At 60.8% G+C, this 16917-nt stretch carries 17 protein-coding genes; 10 read left to right on the top strand and 7 right to left on the bottom strand.

Annotated features, from left to right (window positions below):
- Window positions 1-44 precede the first annotated feature (44 nt).
- Complete coding sequence (locus F560_RS25460) at window positions 45-182, bottom strand: hypothetical protein (protein WP_019004346.1); 138 nt, start codon at window positions 180-182, stop codon at window positions 45-47.
- Window positions 183-208: 26 nt separating this feature from the next.
- Window positions 209-541: a hypothetical protein gene (locus F560_RS0103605; protein ID WP_019004345.1), complete on the bottom strand. Its 333-nt coding sequence runs from the start codon at window positions 539-541 to the stop codon at window positions 209-211.
- 158 nt (window positions 542-699) lie between these two features.
- Here F560_RS0103605 and asnB point away from each other — a divergent pair, with 158 nt between their 5' ends.
- Complete coding sequence (gene asnB / locus F560_RS0103600; protein WP_026298069.1) at window positions 700-2553, top strand: asparagine synthase (glutamine-hydrolyzing); 1854 nt, start codon at window positions 700-702, stop codon at window positions 2551-2553.
- A gap of 88 nt (window positions 2554-2641) precedes the next feature.
- On the opposite strand, the gene F560_RS0103595 is transcribed toward asnB, so the two are convergent.
- From F560_RS0103595 to F560_RS22385, 3 genes are all read right to left on the bottom strand, one after another.
- Entirely contained in the window at window positions 2642-3295 is a 654-nt protein-coding gene (locus F560_RS0103595; RefSeq protein WP_019004343.1) for a non-canonical purine NTP pyrophosphatase, read from the bottom strand.
- Window positions 3292-4038, bottom strand: a complete 747-nt coding sequence (gene rph, locus F560_RS0103590; protein ID WP_019004342.1) for a ribonuclease PH — start codon at window positions 4036-4038, stop codon at window positions 3292-3294. The genes F560_RS0103595 and rph overlap by 4 nt, the downstream gene beginning before the upstream one ends.
- A gap of 149 nt (window positions 4039-4187) precedes the next feature.
- Window positions 4188-5411 (bottom strand): GerMN domain-containing protein, encoded by a 1224-nt coding sequence (locus tag F560_RS22385; protein ID WP_019004341.1) that lies wholly within the window; start codon window positions 5409-5411, stop codon window positions 4188-4190.
- A gap of 305 nt (window positions 5412-5716) precedes the next feature.
- Between F560_RS22385 and F560_RS0103580 the strand changes: the two genes are divergently transcribed.
- Complete coding sequence (locus F560_RS0103580; RefSeq protein ID WP_019004340.1) at window positions 5717-6259, top strand: phosphatidylglycerophosphatase A family protein; 543 nt, start codon at window positions 5717-5719, stop codon at window positions 6257-6259.
- 107 nt (window positions 6260-6366) lie between these two features.
- Here F560_RS0103580 and F560_RS0103575 read toward each other — a convergent pair whose 3' ends face one another.
- Both F560_RS0103575 and F560_RS0103570 read right to left on the bottom strand, forming a co-directional pair.
- Window positions 6367-7386: an MBL fold metallo-hydrolase gene (locus tag F560_RS0103575; RefSeq protein ID WP_019004339.1), complete on the bottom strand. Its 1020-nt coding sequence runs from the start codon at window positions 7384-7386 to the stop codon at window positions 6367-6369.
- Window positions 7383-8129: a class I SAM-dependent methyltransferase gene (locus tag F560_RS0103570; RefSeq protein ID WP_019004338.1), complete on the bottom strand. Its 747-nt coding sequence runs from the start codon at window positions 8127-8129 to the stop codon at window positions 7383-7385. Before F560_RS0103570 ends, F560_RS0103575 begins: the two co-directional genes overlap by 4 nt.
- A 220-nt stretch (window positions 8130-8349) precedes the next feature.
- Here F560_RS0103570 and F560_RS0103565 point away from each other — a divergent pair, with 220 nt between their 5' ends.
- The 8 genes from F560_RS0103565 to F560_RS0103530 all read left to right on the top strand — a co-directional run.
- On the top strand, window positions 8350-9717 hold the full coding sequence (locus F560_RS0103565; protein WP_019004337.1) for a YheC/YheD family endospore coat-associated protein: 1368 nt from the start codon (window positions 8350-8352) through the stop codon (window positions 9715-9717).
- Between the two features lie 13 nt (window positions 9718-9730).
- Window positions 9731-10873 (top strand): YheC/YheD family endospore coat-associated protein, encoded by a 1143-nt coding sequence (locus F560_RS0103560; protein WP_169449883.1) that lies wholly within the window; start codon window positions 9731-9733, stop codon window positions 10871-10873.
- A complete protein-coding gene (locus F560_RS0103555) occupies window positions 10854-12230 on the top strand; it encodes a YheC/YheD family endospore coat-associated protein (protein WP_019004335.1) in 1377 nt (458 codons plus the stop codon). The genes F560_RS0103560 and F560_RS0103555 overlap by 20 nt, the downstream gene beginning before the upstream one ends.
- Window positions 12227-13408: a YheC/YheD family endospore coat-associated protein gene (locus F560_RS0103550; protein ID WP_019004334.1), complete on the top strand. Its 1182-nt coding sequence runs from the start codon at window positions 12227-12229 to the stop codon at window positions 13406-13408. Before F560_RS0103555 ends, F560_RS0103550 begins: the two co-directional genes overlap by 4 nt.
- Before the next feature lie 40 nt (window positions 13409-13448).
- Complete coding sequence (locus tag F560_RS0103545; RefSeq protein WP_019004333.1) at window positions 13449-14648, top strand: YheC/YheD family endospore coat-associated protein; 1200 nt, start codon at window positions 13449-13451, stop codon at window positions 14646-14648.
- A 193-nt stretch (window positions 14649-14841) separates the two neighbouring features.
- Window positions 14842-15270, top strand: a complete 429-nt coding sequence (locus tag F560_RS0103540) for a hypothetical protein (protein WP_019004332.1) — start codon at window positions 14842-14844, stop codon at window positions 15268-15270.
- Complete coding sequence (locus F560_RS0103535; protein WP_019004331.1) at window positions 15267-16343, top strand: phosphodiester glycosidase family protein; 1077 nt, start codon at window positions 15267-15269, stop codon at window positions 16341-16343. The genes F560_RS0103540 and F560_RS0103535 overlap by 4 nt, the downstream gene beginning before the upstream one ends.
- Before the next feature lie 369 nt (window positions 16344-16712).
- The coding region (locus tag F560_RS0103530) for a transposase (protein WP_019004330.1) at window positions 16713-16917 on the top strand (205 nt) is incomplete at its 3' end.

The raw sequence follows: 16917 nt of genomic DNA, 5'->3' as shown, positions 1-16917 counted from the left end.
TCCGTCAGGCCAGGATTTACCCTTTGGGACAGCCCCTTTTCCGGTTACCGGTTGTGCGGCGTAGCCGGCGCGTTCTGCGCCGGATGAGGCGCATCGTTGGTGCGGCGGATCGTCTCTTCGGCGAATTCCTCGCCGCGCTTGGCGTATTGATTGCCTTTGTTTTTCTTGTACTTTTCTCCCATTGTCCTGTCTCCTTTCCAAGGATGCGTCAATCGTCCAAAATGCCCATCGATTCGATATACCGTTTCGTCTCTTCCGTACCGAGCCGGTGCAAATACCCATAAATCCCTTTTAGCTGGGCGTTATAGTCGGCGTCTCTGCGCTCTTCGCTCACGCTCAGCGCACTGGAAAAATGAAAGGCCGCCGCTTCGTCCGCGCTCGACAGCTCGCCGAACATCTCCTGCAGCTTGTTCAGCTCCTCGTCGCTGGCCCGTATCTCGAATTCAAAAGCGGCCGCTTCCCGGTCCTCCAACACTTGTCCCGCTCCGACCGCGACGTAATACGTCTTGCGCTCCTGTCCGGCGTTCGACTCGTTCTCCAATTGCCGCAGCCTCCTTTCTCACCCTCATAGGGTAACCATCCGGCCGGGTTTCATGCTTTTTCGGAGTCAAGACAACATGCTGCGGAATACAGTGTAATCGGGATAAATATCCCGGCTTTACCGTGCCCGGATGGACAAAACGGAGAGGGATGAACGACATGTGCGGCATTACCGGTTGGATCGACTGGAATGAAGATTTGACCAAACATGCGAACATTGTGGAAAAGATGACGGAGACCATGCAGCTGCGCGGGCCCGATGCGTCGGGAACCTGGCTGACCAAGCACTGCGCATTCGGCCACCGCAGGCTGAGCGTGATCGATCCCGCAAACGGCGCCCAGCCGATGGTACGTCCGACCAAATACGCGGAAGATCGGGATTGCGTGATCGTCTACAACGGGGAACTCTACAATGCGCTCGAGCTGCGAAAGGAGCTTGAACGGCTGGGCTACGCCTTCCGCACGACCTGCGATACGGAAGTGCTGCTGCTGGCCTATGTGGAATGGGGACCCGCCTGCGTGGAAAAATTGAACGGCATCTTCGCTTTCGCGATATGGCGGACGGACGAGGAACAACTGTTCATGGCGAGGGACCGGCTTGGCGTCAAGCCGCTTTTTTATCGGCGGGAAGAAGGCAGGCTCCTGTTCGGTTCGGAACCGAAGGCGATACTGGCGCACCCGGACGTTCCGGCCGAAGTGGACGGCGAAGGTCTTGCCGAGCTGTTTGCCCTGGGCCCCGCGCGGACGCCGGGCGTCGGCATATGGCGGGGCATATCGGAGCTGAAGCCGGGGCACTGTCTGACTTACGACCGCAGCGGCATGCGGATTACCGCCTACTGGCGGCTCAAGAGCCGGCCGCATGAGGACGACGAGCGCGCAACGGCCGAGAAAGTCGGCGAACTGCTGGACGATACGGTGCGAAGGCAGCTCGTCTCCGACGTGCCCGTCTGCACGCTGCTCTCCGGCGGCCTCGATTCGAGCGCGCTCACGGCGCTTGCCGTCCGTTATTATGCCGAAACGGGGCAAGGCCGGGTCCATACGTATTCGGTCGACTACGTGGACAACGACAAGCACTTTACCGCGCACGATTTTCAGCCGAATTCGGACGCGCCCTGGATCAAGCGAATGAGCGAATTTCTGGGCACCGCTCATCATCTGGTCCAGTTCGATACGCCCGAGCTGGTGGAGGCGCTGGAGACTGCCGTTTTGGCCAAGGATTACCCCGGCATGGCGGACATCGACGCGTCCCTGTACTTGTTCTGCCGCGAGATCAAGAAGGATGCCACCGTCGCCATCTCCGGCGAAGCGGCCGACGAAGTGTTCGGAGGCTATCCCTGGTTTCACCGCCGGGAGGCGCTGACGGCGTCGACGTTCCCGTGGTCGCTGGCAACCGATCTTAGGGAAAGCGTGCTCTCGCCCGAGCTCAAGGGCCATATTCGTCCGTTGGAATACGTCTCCGACCGGTACGCCGAGGCGCTGGCGGAAGTGCCGAAGCTGCCGGGGGAAGACGAGGACGCGCAGCGGATGCGCACGATGTCCTATCTGAACATCACGCGCTTTATGCCGACGCTCCTGGACCGCAAAGACCGGATGAGCATGGCGGCGGGGCTCGAAGTGCGGGTTCCGTTCTGCGATCACCGCCTCGTCGAATACGTGTTCAACATTCCCTGGACGCTGAAAACGGCGGGCGGCCGCGAAAAAGGCATTTTGCGCCGCGCGCTGGCGGGCGTGCTGCCGGACGACGTCCTGTACCGCAAAAAGAGCCCCTACCCGAAAACGCACAATCCCGCATACCTGGAGACCGTCCGCTCCCTGCTGTCCGAGCGGCTCGAAGACGCCGGCTCGCCGCTGCTTCCGCTGATCGACAAGGCGCATATCCGCCGGCTGCTGGCGACCGCCGACGCGCGCTCCCATCTGCCGTGGTTCGGACAGCTGATGTCGGCCCCGCAGCTGTTCGCGTATTTGCTGCAGTTCGATTTTTGGCTGCGGCGCTACCGCGTCTCGATCGTATAAAAACAACGAAGGACCCCGCGAGAGCCGCGCCCAAAGCGCCGCATCCTCAGCGCGGTCCTTTCGTCCCGTAGGGATTTCCATATCGTCTCTACCGCTCAAGCTGCGCAAGCAGCTTCCTGAGCGCACGCCCCCGGTGGCTGATCGCGTTTTTTTCCTCAAGCGAGATTTCCGCCATCGTCTTGCCGAAGGACGGAAGCCAGAAGAGCGGATCGTAGCCGAACCCGCCGGCTCCGGCGGGCCGGTCGATGATCGCACCCTCGACCGTGCCTTCGGCCGCGGTAATGCGGTCCCCGTCAGGCTCGTACAGCACGAGCGAGCTGACGAAACGCGCGGGACTGAGCAGCTTCGCACCGTCAGGCGCTTTCTCCGCCCCCAGCGAAGCCGCGTCCACCGTGGCGCCTGCGGCCGCCAGCTCCCGCAGCAGCTTCGCGTTGTTGTCCGCGTCGGAAGCGCCCTCGCCGGCATACCGCGCCGAATAGACGCCCGGCGCGCCGCCGAGCGCGTCGACGCACAGGCCCGAGTCGTCGGCCAACACCGGAAGCCCGGCGGCGGCCGACGCCGCGCGCGCTTTGATCAGCGCATTCTCGTAAAAGGTCGTCCCCGTCTCCGCGATTTCCGGGAGTTCCCCGATCTCGTTCAAATCCTTGACCTCGATGCCGAGCGTCGCGAACGCGGCGCGGAACTCCCGCGTCTTGCCCCGGTTGCGCGTCGCGACCAGCAACGTGTCCCCCGCGCCGATCATGCCTGCACCGTCCCGATTCGAAGTCCCGCTTCGCCCAGCACTTCCCGCTGCATCTCGATCAGCTTCAGGATGCCTTCTTCGGCGACCCCCAGCAGGCCGTCCAGCTCGGCGCGCGTAAAGGGCGATTCCTCGCCGGTCCCCTGAATCTCAACGAACGCTCCGGAGCCGGTCATGACGACGTTCATGTCCACTTGCGCCTTGGAGTCCTCTTCGTAATTCAGGTCGAGCAGCGTTTGTCCCTGCAGCAGCCCGACGCTGACCGAAGCCAGATAGTCGGTGATCGGATAGACGGGAAAAGATACGGTCTGGGACAGCTTATGTACGGCCAGCGCAAGCGCGATGAACGAGCCGGTGATCGAAGTGGTCCGGGTCCCTCCGTCCGCTTGCAGGACGTCGCAATCCAGCGTAATGGTCCGTTCGCCCAACGCATCCAGCCGGACGACGGACCGCAGCACGCGGCCGATGAGACGCTGAATCTCCATCGTGCGCCCGCTAAGCTTGCCCCGGCTCGCCTCCCGGGGATTGCGCGTCTGCGTCGCACGGGGCAGCATCGAATATTCGGCCGTAATCCAGCCTTTGCCCTGGCCTTTCTGAAACGGGGGAACCTTCTCGTCCACCGTGGCCGTGCACAAGACTTTCGTGTCGCCCATCTCGATGAGCACCGAGCCCTCCGCGAATTTATTGGGATGAAGCGTTACGGCAAACGGCCGCAATTCGCGGGCCTGCCTTCCGTCGGATCGCATATCGGATATTCCTCCTGAACTCTCGTCAAATCTCTCCCATTTTACCAAAGTCCGCGGACAAAAGCACTCCCGCGCCGCCATGCGGCCCGCCCCGGATTCCACCCGAGGTATATTCTGTTAAAAATGGAAACAACGGGAGAGAGACGATGTTAACGGGACAAGGCGTTAATCCGTTCCGGACGGGTTACCGTTTCCGCATACGAATGCCCGCCGGAATCGGCAAGCTGGTCTGTGCCGTTCAGCGTAATGTGAACTTTCGGCACCCCCGCCGTTTCGGTTACGGTCAGCACGACCGCCTGCACCATTTCCGAAGATACGGTCTGCTCCGGTTCCCAGCCGGCGTCTTTGAGCGACACGCTGATCTGGTCGGTTTCCTTCGCCAGCTGTTCCACGGTCGTATCCGGAGCCATGACGGCGAGCAGATGGCTTTGGTCGGACGGGCCCTTGATCAACTCCTGAAGCGCGGCGCGGCTCTTGTCCTCGGTCCGCTCGACCAGGCGGGTAACCGGAACGAAGTAGCCTTCTCCGTTCTCCGTTTGCGCCGAGAAATACAGCGTGACGGCCATGGAGCGGCTCGCCTGAACGCCCTCTCCTTGCTCGAGGTTGATGCCGAAGTTTCGCGTCAACACGTCCGCGAGCGGAATGCCGGAAGCGGGAAGCTGGCGGAGCGGCTTGCCGGCGATTTCGATTTTGACCTGCCGTACGCCCGGCAGTTCCGTCATCGTCCAGACCAGCGCTTCGATTGTTTTTCGCTCCTGCGTCGCAGGCAGTTCGGGCAGCGGCTCGGCGAAATTGAGGGTGACGGTACCCGTTTTCTCATCCTTGGCGACCGAGCTTAGTTTGGTCCCTTGGGGCAGCACCGGAGCGAACCCTTGCGGAAGCTGCTCGGCCAGCGCCGGGTCCGCAGTCATCCAGGCGACGGCCTTCTCCTCCTGAGACAGCTTGCTCTTGCCGTCCTCCGGCAGGTTCAAGGTCATCGGGGCCAGATAGCCGTTGCGGTCCTGCAAATACACGGTCAGTTCGTCCTTCCCTTGGGTCGCGGCGTCGGCTCCTTGCTCTTTGGCCTGATTTCCCGTTCCTTGGATGCCCGTTTCGGTCTGGGCCGGCGCCAAGGCCTGCGCTTCCGGCTGCGCGCCCGTCCGGGTATCCGATTGCCCGTTCGCCTGACCGTCCGCTTGCGGAGCGGCCGGCGTTCCCGCCTGCTGCGCCGTTTCCGCCGCCTGCAGCATTTGTTGTTCCACATCCGCCGGCGGCGGGTCGATCGGGGATGCGTTGCGCACGCTTTGCCCGCCAGCCGCACATGCTGTCAAAGGCAGCAGCAAGGCGACGGCAAGCAGCTTGCCTGAACGGCTTTTACGGTCGTTTGGCCACATTACCAATTCCTCCCTGTTGGGGCTATCGGTTAACACCATTCCCCCCGATTGTAGTACTATGTATACGAGCCCCTGCCGTAAGATATGAAAGGTTTGTCCCGGCGAACCGAGCGTGCGGCTCCGATGCTTCGGCCGTTCGGTCCGGACGTCGGATGCGGCGTCGATCCGGCCGCGATATGGGGACGATGAACCAACGTTTGCTGCGGCGGTCCGAACGGCGGATGCGACGGACCCGGTCCGGTATGAGGGAGCTTGCGGCCGCAGCGGCGCAGTTTCGCAATTCAGAGATGGAAGAGGTGCCCGCAATGTCCGATACGAATCTTTATCGTTTGAACAGCAAAGAAGTCGCAAAAGCAACCGAGGAATGGCTGATGAAACGGGGCGTAAACAAGGGACAAATCGGCCAATTGGTCATGTTGCTCCAAAAGGATTATTTCCCCGAGCTCACGCTGGATGAATGCATTGAGAACGTCGAAGCGGTTTTGGCCAAGCGGGAAGTGCAAAATGCCGTGCTGACCGGCATTCAACTGGATATGCTGGCCGAGGAAGGAAAGCTGCTGCCGCCTCTGCAAAATATGATTTGGAACGACGAGGGGCTGTACGGCTGCGACGAGATTCTTGCGCTCAGCATCGTTAACGTATACGGCAGCATCGGTCTTACGAACTTCGGATACGTGGATAAGCTCAAGCCGGGGATTTTGAAAAAGCTGAACGACCGCAACGACAACCAGATCCACACCTTTCTCGACGACATCGTCGGAGCCATTGCCGCCGCCGCTTCGAGCCGCATCGCCCACCGCAAGCAGGCGGAGCGGGAAGCCCGGGCGGAAGGCGGCGGAAGCGTCTGATCCCAAGCGAACCGCAGCGCGGACGGGGCAACGAACGAATGTATACGGAATAAAAGACGAAGGCGCCCTCCTCTTAGGCAGGGCGCCTTCGTCTTTGGATACCGGATTTACGGCACACCGAAACGGATGACAGGACAACCTTCCCCGGGCGTCTCGCTAAATATTCTTACGAGGCGGCCCGTTTCTTCCAGACGGACGAGATGCGCGATGGTTTCGGCCAACCCGAAGCGCAATTGATGCGCGTTGCCGCTCAGCCGCGCGCCGAAAACCCGCTCGCACACGTCAAACGGGGTCATCGGCCCCTGCTCCGCGATGATTCCGTACATCGCCTGCAGCCGGCGGTCGTGATGCCGGATAGTGCTTTCGATCCGGCCGGAAACATCGGCGAACGGATCGCGATGGCCGGGAAACGCCATGACGGTGTCATAGGCGCTCAGCCGCTCCAGACTTTCTATGTAAGACTTCAGCGGATCGGGGTCGCCCCCCGGGAGCCAGCCGATATTCGGGGTAATGTCCGGAAGCACCTGGTCCCCGCACAGCATCCGCCGGCCGCGCGGATCGTAGAAGGATACGTGCCCCGGCGCATGGCCTTCTCCTCCGATCGCCAGCCAGTTCGTCCCCGCCATCTCCACCGGCAGCGCCTCCCCGGGTACGATCGTCCGGACGTCTTCGGGATGCGGAAGCACTTGGGACAAGACGCCGGCCAGATGGCCGCGCATGGCCGCAACCCGTTCCCCCGGCAGCCCGAACGCCAGAAACGCCGCAACCAGTTCCTCGGAAAACGTCTCGCCTTCGCCCCACATCCTAAGCGCCGCCCTATGGGCCGATTCCGACATATAGACCGGCGCGCCCGTCCGCTCCTGAAACCATCCCGCAAGCCCGTAGTGGTCGGGATGATGGTGCGTAAGCACGATCGCCGCAATGTCGCGAAAGCCGATTCCCAACTGCGGCAGCAGCTCCTGCCAGCACGCCTCCGCGTCCGCCGACCTGAGTCCGGGATCGATCAGCGTCCAGCCTCCGTCCGACGGCAGCAGGTAGGCGTTGACCCATTTCAGGGAGAAGGGCAGCGGCACCTTGATCCGCAGCCAGCCGTTGCCGTGTTCCGTCACGAAGGAAGAGACGCTCATGCCGGACGCCTGCCCGTCATAATCAATCTCGGCGATTGATCCGGATCGTACGGAGAGCCGTTATAGCCGCCGCGCACCGATTCCAGCACCAGACCCGCCTCGGCCGCCATCTTGCGGAACGATTCGAGTCCGAACAGGCGCACCCGTTCCTCGTAGTTCCGCACATCGCCGTCCGGAGACGAGACGGCTATCTTTTTGACGACATAACCGTTACGAATGAACCGCTCCTCCCGGATGCGAAGGCCGGTCGGCCCGTCCGTGCGCTCCGACAGCGGCACCAGATGGCGTTCGACATAGGCCGCATTCAAAAAATCGATCAAAAATTTCCCGCCGGGAGCCAGTACCCGGCCGATTTCGGCAAGCACCCGCGCATTCTCTTCGTCCTCGAAAAAGTAGCCGAACGAGGTAAACCAGTTCACCACCGCATCGAAAGACTTGTCTTCAAAAGGAAGCTTGCGCATGTCTCCCCTTACCCATCGGATGCTGCGCCCGGGATCGTTCCTGCGCGCATGCGCCAGCAGCACCTCCGACAGGTCCAGCCCGGTCACGGCGTACCCGAGATCGCGCAGCGCCATCGCATGCCGCCCCATGCCGCAGCCGACATCCAGCACGCTCGCCCCCGGCGGAAGCTCCATCCATCCCATCATGGCCTCGACTTCGCGCTGAGCCTGGGCCGAGTCGCGATGGCGGTAAACGATAAGGTAATCCTCCCCAAAACTGTGTTCGTACCAATCGTTGTTCAAGCTTCAACATCCCTTTGCCATAACAATGCCTGTAACCTGCGCATTCGCGCAGCCTTCTTTTGCCGTTCCGTACGATAAGTATAACCCTTTTCGACTCGCGTGGCCAATCACCGACGGACAGATGTCCTCATATGATGGAGTATTCTCGTATGCCCCCGGGAAAGAAACCTAAGGGCGCCGCGCGCTTAGACATTCGACACGGTGGAAGGAGAACCGATGTATGTCCACCCCGAAAATCGACGTCCAGGTCATCAGCTCCGGCATACTGGCCGAAGACGTTCTGATGCTGGGGGAATCCGTGATGAAGAAAGCCAAAATCCCGGCCCAGCAGCAACTGACGCTAAAATTCGGTTCATTCAGGCAAACCGTAACCGTCTTGTCCGTGCCGCGATATGACGGTCTGCGCATCAATCATTCGCTGGCCAATCGGATGGGGATTTTTTCCGGAATTCCGCTAAGGCTGCAGTACCGCCCGGCTTCCCGGACGCTCGCCCTTGGACCTTTGATCGGCGTTTTGGTCAGCAGAGACTTCCCGCAGCAGCCCGACAAGCCTTTCGGAAACATGACGATGTTTTGCCGGGAGCTTGCCTACGCTTGCCGGAACGAGGGCGCTTTCGTATATTTCTTCACTCCGTCCGGCATCGGATCCGGCCATGACGGGGTGGAGGGCTGGATCTACAATTCCGGCTGGCAACGGAAATCGCTGCCCGCCCCGGACATTGTGAACAACCGGCTGACCACCCGGAAGCTGGAAAACCTGCCCGCCGTGCAGCGGTTCATGAAGGAAATCAAGCAACGGTACGACGCGCACGTATTCAACGAAAAGTTCCTCGACAAATCCGAAGTGTTCGAGGCGCTCGGAAACGATGCGGCGCTGCGGCGTTACCTGCCCGAATCCCACTTGCTGCGCCAATATGCGACGCTGAAGAGCATGGGTTCCCGCTATCCGGTCCTCTTCCTGAAACCCGTTAGGGGAAGCCTCGGCAAAGGCATTATCCGCCTGTCGCGGCAAGGCCCGGACGGATGGCAGGCTTTATACACGACGGCGGGCGGCACGAAAAAGCAGACGTACCCGAGCCTGCTCAAGTTTTACTCGTCGATGGCCGCCAAGATGAAGACGGTGCGGTATTTGATCCAGCAGGGCTTGACGCTGATCGACAGCGACGGACGCCCGATCGATTTTCGCGCGCTTACGCAAAAAAATGCCGGCGGCAAATGGACGGTGACGTCCATCGTCGGCCGGATCGCGGGCAATCAGCATTACGTATCGAATTTGGCGCGGGGCGGAACGCTCGCCACCGTCCGGGAAGCCGTGGCCAAATCCAATCTGCCCGCCGCCTACCGGAAAGACGCGTTGGCCCGGCTTTCGCGGGCCGCGCTGGAAATCTCGCGGGGCATCGACACGCACATTCCGGCGCACTTTGGGGAACTGGGGATTGATCTTGCAATCGACACCGGCGGAAAGATCTGGCTGCTTGAGGTGAATTCCAAACCGTCCAAAAAAGACAACACACCATTAAACGAGGGGAAAATCCGCCCTTCCGTGCGGATGATGATTCAATATGCCCGATTTTTGTCCGGTTTCTAACCTGCCGGCGGGCATGCCGGAAAAGCGCGGGGAACTCGGCGTACTCATCTGCGAACGCGACGGGACGCCTCCCTTCGCCGAGTCGGATTTCATACGCCGCCTCATGCGCGCGGCCCCGCGCTACGGACTCGACGTGTTTGCCTTCGCGCCCTGGACCTGGAATGCGGACCGCCGGTCCGTTCAGGCCTGGAGATGGGCACAGGCGAAAGGCGGCTGGCACAGGGAAGAGCGCGCCGTTCCTTCGCTCGTCTACGACCGTGCCTGGCCCGGCAATGCGGAGCAGCGGCGGCGGTTCCGTAGCAGCTTGAACCGGATGCTGGGCGCGCATGCCGTCGTTCGGCTGAACGGACGGCTCCCCGGCAAAGCCGAGGTGTTCCGGATCTTGGCGCGCGATCCGCTTCTGGCTCCGCGTCTTCCTCCGACGGCTTTGTACAAGGGGAAAAAAGCGTTGGCCGATTGGCTCGATCTTCATGGGGGAGCCGTGTTTCTCAAGCCTTCGAACGGCTCGCACGGCCGGAGGGTCGCGGCGGTGATCCGTTCCGCCGCAGGCGAGGGCGCCGTAACGATCCGCGGACGCACCTCCGCCAACGCCCCTTTCCGCCTCGAAAACCTAAGCGTCCAGGAGGCGATCGAGCGGCTTCACCGCTGGATCGGCGGCAGAGTTTACATCATGCAGCCCCTTCTTTCGCTGTCGGATGCCGACGGCAATCCGTTCGACCTGCGCGTGCTTGCGCAACGGAACGGGAAGGGCAGGTGGACGCTGGCGGGCATGGCGGTCCGCGCCGGCCGGACCGGCAATGTGACGGCCAACCTGCACGGCGGCGGCGTCCCCCGCCATGCGCGGACGTTTCTGGCGTCGCGCTTCGGAGAGAAGGAATGCGAATCGATGCTGCAAGAAATCCGGCGCGTTTCCGCGGCCGTCATCAAGCGGCTCGAGGAAGCTTTCGGACGGTTCTGCGAGCTTGGACTCGACTTCGGCATCGACCGCTCCGGCCGAATCTGGTTTCTGGAAGCAAACGCCAAACCCGGGCGCGCCGCAATGGCATGCGCCGGCGCCGCCGCGGCTCAGACAGCCATAGAGCGGCCGCTTGCTTATGCCCGATATATCTTGCTTCGACCATCTGGGAGGGTAATTCATGAGTTTGACCTTGTGTAACGTTCACTTCACGCAGCAACCGGAGCGAATCGTCTGGCTCTCCAGCCCCCTCGCGAAGCAACTCAAGCTGAACGGACGCAAATCGATTAACGTCAAGCTCGGCCGGGACGTCGTCCCCGCGAAGGTCCGCACCGTCAAGCGCAAAGGCAACCACGTCTATTTGTCGGCGGGGCTCAGGCGTTCGGTGCGGATACCGAAAACGGGAATCGTTTATTTGACCAACGACGACGAGGAAATTCAGCTCGGTCCGTTAATCGGCATTTTGACCGACAACTCGAACGGTTCCGCGTCCGCTCCGTTCGGCTTGCGAACGGGATTTATCAAGCAGCTTCTTGCGCTTGGGCAGAAAAAAGGCTACTTTTTCGCCTTCACCCCGAGGGATATCAACTGGCAACAGGAAACGGTGTACGGCTGGTTTCTGGACGGCGGCGGAGGCTGGATCCGCAAGGTGGTCCCGCTGCCGGATGTCGTGTACAACCGGCTTCCGAGCAGGCGGGCGGAGAACGGTTCGGCGATCGCGACGCTTCGCGAGCGCTTCGTAAGCAGGCAAATTCCTTTTTTCAACTGGAGCTTTTTCAACAAATCGGACGTCTATTCCCTGCTGGAAAAGGACCCCGAAGCGCTGCAGCATCTGCCGGAATCGGTCAACAACCCGACGCCCGAGCAGCTGAAGGAATTGCTGGAGAAGCATCACTTTCTGTATTACAAACCGACGAGCGGCAGCCTCGGAGTCGGCATCTACCGATTGACCTACCATCCGAGAAAGGGATACTTCGTCCGGTACCGGAAAGGCTCGGGAAACGTGCTGCTCCGGTTTACCTCGTTCAACAGCCTGATGAAGATGCTGCGGGCGCGGCACGGCAGCGGACTGGCGAGTTACGTCGCGCAACAAGGCATCCGGCTGATCGAAATCGACAAATGCCCGATCGACTTTCGGTTCCACATGCACAAAGACGGCAACAACCGGTGGGTCGTCGCCGGAATCGGCGCCAAGAAAGCCGGCCGGGGCAGCGTCACCACGCATATTAAAAACGGCGGCTCGCTGATGACGCCCGAGCAGGCGCTGAACCGGACGTTCGGAAGCCGGGCGCAGACCGTGCTTCAAGAGGCGAAGGCGGTGGCGGTCAAACTGTCGGCGGCGATCGAGCGCAATTACAACCATACGCTGGGCGAGCTGGGTCTGGATATCGGCATCGACCAAGACGGCGAGGTCTGGATGTTCGAAGCGAACGCCAAGCCCGGCCGGTCGATCTTCAAGCATCCGGCTTTGCGGGAGCAGGGACGCGCCTCGCTGGAATATATCCTGGATCACTGCCTGTATCTCAGCAAATTCCGCCGGAAGGAAGAATCCTCATGAACGCCGCCACTTCATCTGCGCCGCTGACTGAAAGCGCCAAGACGGAATCGGTTCCCGAAGGCAAGCCGGTGCTGGCCATTCTGACGATCGACGACGATATCCAGCTGTTCCGGGGCAACCGGCACAATTTTGCCGACTTGATCGAAACCGGACGGGAGCTCGGCTATTTGGCCTATGTCGTGACGGTCCGGAACTTGAAGCTGGGCCGCAGCCGCGTGCTTGGCTACACGTACCGCCGCGAACGCGAGGTTTGGGTCAAGGGGTATTTTCCGAAGCCCCATGTCGTGTATAACCGCATTCCGCAACGGGAGGACGAGAGGCTGCCGCGGGTCCGGAAGAAACTGATGCTGATCTCCAAATATCCGGGCGTCAAGCTGTTTAACCGCCGTTTTTTTAACAAGTGGTCTTTGTTTCAATGGCTGAACAAATCGAAGGCAACGCAGCCTTACATTCCGGAAACGAAGCGGCTGACGGAGCCGCAGGTGCTGACGTCGATGCTCAAGCGCCACTCTCTCCTTTATTTGAAGCCCATACGCGGCAAGGCGGGAGTCGGCATTATGACGGTCAAGACCCAGCCGGAAAAGCATCTGCCCTATCGCCTCCAAATTCAGAACGAAAAAAGAAGCCGGACCTACCGCTGCTCGACGCTGCAAAAGCTGTGGGAACGCATCAAGGCGCAAACCGACGCGCTCGGAGAACCCTATATCGCGCAGCAGGGCATCGCCCTCGCTTCGGTCAACGACCGTCCCTTCGACCTGAGGGCGCTCGTGCAGAAGAACGAGACCGGCAATTGGGCGTTGACCGGAATCGGCGCGCGGGTGGCCGGCAACGCCAGCATTACGACGCATGTTCCCCGGGGCGGCGAGATCGACGAGCCCGAGAAGCTGCTGGTTTCCGTCTTCGGCCGCGAAAGGGCGCAGCAAGTGCTCGCCCAAGCGCGCAACGCCGCTCTCATTCTCGCCCGGCAGATCGAGCGTTCGTCCAAACACCGGCTCGGGGAAATGTCGATGGACCTGGGGGTGGATACGACAGGCCACGTGTGGTTTTTCGAAGCGAATTCCAAACCGATGAAATTCGACGAACCGCACATCCGCAGGAAATCGCTGGAGCGAATTTTTCAATACAGCCAATATTTGTACGGACGCTTGCGACAAACCAAAGAAGGGACTGTCCGATGACATTCGACGGCAAAACCCGTTCCCTGCCGGAGGTGAGCTTGTGTCCAAGCAGCCCGTCCTGGGAATTCTAACGCTTTACTTGAACGACAAAAAGGCGCTGGAGGAACGATCCGTTTACGAAAAGATGACCGCTGCCGGCCAGCGGCTCGGCCTCGACGTCTTCGTCTTCACCCCGCAGGACGTGGAGGAACGGTCAAACCGCATCCATGCGATGGTATACAGCCCGGATACGCGAAGCTGGCGCCGCAGGCGGGTCCGCTTCCCGCACATGATCTACGACCGCTGCCGCATCCAGCGCTCCAAGCGCTTTGAGCAGCTGCTCGCCTTTCGCCGCAAATACGGCCACCTGACGTTTCTCAACCGGCCGCTGCGCAACAAATGGACCGTTTACCGGACGCTGTCCCAAGTCGCGGCGTTCCGCAAGCATTTGCCGGTCACCAGGCCGTTTCAGTCGGCGGACGATGTCCTGCTGCTGCTCAAAAGGTTTCCGCTCGTCTATCTGAAACCGATCAACGGCACCGGCGGACGGGGGATTCTGCGAATCGAACGGCAGCCGAGCGGATTTCTGCTGCAGGGACGCGACCGCCGCCGCCGCATTGTGGCGCCCAAGCGGGTGACGCGCCATCAGTTGGCCGCCGCGCTGCGCGCATGGACGACGAAAGGCGACCGCTATATCGCGCAGCAGGGCCTCAACATCAAGCTGCCGAACGGCCGGGTGCACGATTACCGGATGCTGGTGCAGAAAAACGGCTCCGGCGAGTGGGAGGTGACCGGCTGCGCGGGGCGCATCGGCCCGGCCCGCAGCATTACGTCCAATCTGCACGGCGGCGGGGAAGCGGCGCCGATGAACCGCCTGCTGCAGCAGTGGGTGGGCAGCGAGGCAGAGATCGCGCAAATCCGCCGGACGGCGGAGAAGCTCGGCGTCGATGTCGCCCGCCATCTGGAGTCTTCCTACGGCGCGCTGTGCGAGCTGGCGCTCGATTTGGCCATTGACCGCAGCGGCCGCGTATGGTTGCTCGAAGTCAATCCGAAGCCGGCCCGGGAGGTGTTCATCCGGGCGGGAGAACGAACCGTTTACCGGCAAGCGATCACGCGCCCGCTGGAGTACGCGCTCTGGGTTTACCGCAAGAAGCGCAACCTCCGCGGCGCGGCGGAGGAAGCAAGCGCCTCCGAAGCGGACCGCAAGGTTCCGGACGACCAGCAAGCGAGCCCGATCGACCTGCCGATCGAATCGACCTAGGCGGAAAGCCGGCTTCCGGGTGAACCGGGCCGGCTTTCCGCGTCTTCCGCCATTGCCGGAATGCAGCTCCGCCATTGCCAGAATATAGCGATTGAAAGTGGGCGCTTCCGTTCTTCACCGGCCCAGCGGACTGTGGTACAATGATTTTTCATCATAAGATGTTGAGGGATGTTGAGGTGAAATTGCAGTCATTATGAATTCCGAAGTACCGATGAACGTGCCGACAGACACCATGATTCGAAAGCCGCGCAGAACGTCGAAGCCGTCCGTCGTTTCTTTTCTTATGCTGTGGGCGGTCCTGGTCGGGGCCGGCATGGCCGGATCCGTCTGGTACGCCGGCAAGCTGAAGCATCAGATCGCGCAAGACGTGGAGCGCCAGACCGCAGCGCAAATCGAGGCGCTCAAATCCGACTACATAAAGCGGATCCAAGAGCTGAAAACGGGTTACACGGAAGAAATGGGCAAGCTGGAATCCAAGATCGACTCCTTGAACGAGCTGCTTACGTTTACGCAGGATAACGCGAACAGCAAAACCGACAACAGCAACAAGCTGTACACGCAAATCAGCGAGCTGAAGAAGCAGCTCGATCAACTGAAGAAAGAACTGGATGTGTTAAAATGACGGCGCCCGTCAAAAGGATGAACCGGACGCTCCTGCTTGCCTGCGCCCCGTTTATCGGCATGATGGGATGGTTCATGGCCGCCGATTTTTCCCTCCAGATACATTTGGACGATCTGGGCCGGATCGAACGGCCGCGGGATTCCGCCATTACCGAGCAGACCCGGCCCGCCGCGGAGCGTCTCGATGCCGCGGTTGCGAAAGCGTCGGCGATCTCCGCGTCGGTCAAGCGGGTATCCGAGCTGTACGCGAAGACGAACCGGGATATGCAGTCGATGCTGAGCACGGCCAAGGCGCAAGTCGGCCGCCCGGCCGCGATTTACGACAGACGGATCACCTCCCGCCTCGGGACGCCGAAGGACACTGTCCAATCGGACAAGCTGCGCGCGCAGCTGTTCGCGGTCCGGGCGCAGCATTTCAGCGGGTATGCGCTGAAAGTGAAGCTGAAGTCGGCCGATGCGATGAAGCTTGTGCTCGGCAAGGACAAGCTGGGCGGCGCGGAGACGACGCAGGCGGCCGTCAAGCGGTACGGCGCGATTGCCGGCGTGAACGCGGGAGGCTTCGCCGACGCCAGAGGCAAGCGTTATCCGCTCGGCACGACGATCGTGGACGGCCAGTACGCGAACGGCTTCGAGGCGAGCCATTCCGATTTGTTTTTTGTCGGGATCAACAAAAACCTGAAGCTGATCGGCGGGAAATTCACCCGCAAGGAGCAGCTCGACAAGCTGCAGCCGATGTACGGCGCGTCGTTCGTGCCGATTTTGCGGAAAAACGGCGTTAACCAGGCCATTCCCCCCAAGTGGCAGACAAGCCCGGCTCGGGCGCCGCGCACCGTGATCGCCAATTACAAGGACGATCAGCTCCTCTTTCTCGTGATCGACGGCCGGGACGAGTCCGGCAGCTCCGGAGCGACGCTGAAGGAGATCCAGATGCTGCTCGAACGGTACGGGACGGTGGACGGCTACAATCTGGACGGCGGCGGCTCCTCAACGCTCGTTTTCAAAGGACGCGTGATCAATCACCCGTCCGACGGAAGACAGCGGCCGCTGGCAACGCACTTTTTGTTGTTTTCGTAAAGCGGATCCGAATTGCACGCAAGGGGAGTCGTCGGCGACTCCCCTTGAATTTATTTGGCATGCGAGAAAGCCTGCCAAACCAAATCACAATCATGAAGCGGACCGTATAGACGTTATTTGTTCAGAAATGAGCCGCTTCCTCCTGTTACCGGACCTCAGTTCCTTTATTTCATCCCAACACGCGCTTTTCCTTCGGATTTCCGGCGAATAAGGTCGCTCGTGTCCGTTAGCTCGCCGAAATGGCGCCATTTTCCTCTAATAGCGTCTCTCGTGTCCGCACGTAGATGTCGGTTTGCATGTAGACTAAAAAGTGGACACGCCGTAGTAGCGGCCCGTACAATATAACCAACCAAAAGGTCGAGGTGTGTCATGGGGGATATCCGTCAACATTTTGACGACGAGTTTAAACGTCAAACCGTTAAGCACATGCAAGAAAGCGGCAAAACCCCGGCTGAAGTATCCAAGGAGCTGGACATCCCGGTAAGAAGTATTCGGGCTTGGAGAAGGCAGTTTGCTCCCACCGGTGAGAAATCCCAATTGTTTGTGGACTACGAAAAAATGAAGAAGCTGGAAC

Source organism: Cohnella laeviribosi DSM 21336 (assembly GCF_000378425.1).
GTDB classification, from domain to species: domain Bacteria; phylum Bacillota; class Bacilli; order Paenibacillales; family Paenibacillaceae; genus Cohnella; species Cohnella laeviribosi.
Note: the sequence above shows the minus strand (reverse complement) of the source record. Positions and strands in the feature narration are given on the sequence as shown.